This window comes from Bartonella taylorii 8TBB, assembly GCF_902825155.1.
Taxonomy (GTDB): Bacteria; Pseudomonadota; Alphaproteobacteria; order Rhizobiales; family Rhizobiaceae; genus Bartonella; species Bartonella taylorii_A.
This window is the reverse complement of record NZ_CADEAG010000130.1, coordinates 1-443: the sequence shown is the minus strand read 5'-3', so window position 1 is coordinate 443 and position 443 is coordinate 1. Positions and strand designations below refer to the sequence as shown.

1 pseudogene is annotated in these 443 nt (G+C 43.1%); it reads left to right on the top strand.

What is annotated here, in order from left to right:
* Positions 1 to 293: pseudogene (locus J7R13_RS09735) on the top strand (phage tail protein); the annotation flags it as partial.
* Between the last annotated feature and the right edge of the window lie 150 nt (positions 294 to 443).

The following is a 443-nucleotide window of genomic DNA, read 5'->3' as shown; positions in this document are numbered from 1 at the left end:
TGCTATTACCCGCTCTCTCACGCAGTTTCTTAATGATCTGATTGCGCGGGGTGCACTGCTGGGGGGCGGGTTTGGTTTGATCGCGATTTAAATTGCAACAGTATTTTACAATTAGGACTGTTTCGGGTGAAATTTGATGCAGAAGAAGTGCCACCTTTAGGAGATTTAAGTTTCGGTAGCCGGTGCAATAGCGCATATTTGATTGGCTTACTGAAGATATCCAAAAGAAAATGATGCACACTTTTGGCGATACGTTTGAAACTTATCGTAAAGCAGCAAGGAGTGAAGCATGACGTTACGCATTGTACGCGGTTTTATCCTGATTGTTGATGGTTTTATGGGTACCCATCACAAGGTTGAGCGATTTTTTTAAATCTTTGCCAAGCCGCATCAGAGAATGGATTGGCAGTGTTGATTTATCGGACCTTTTCCATTTGCCCAGT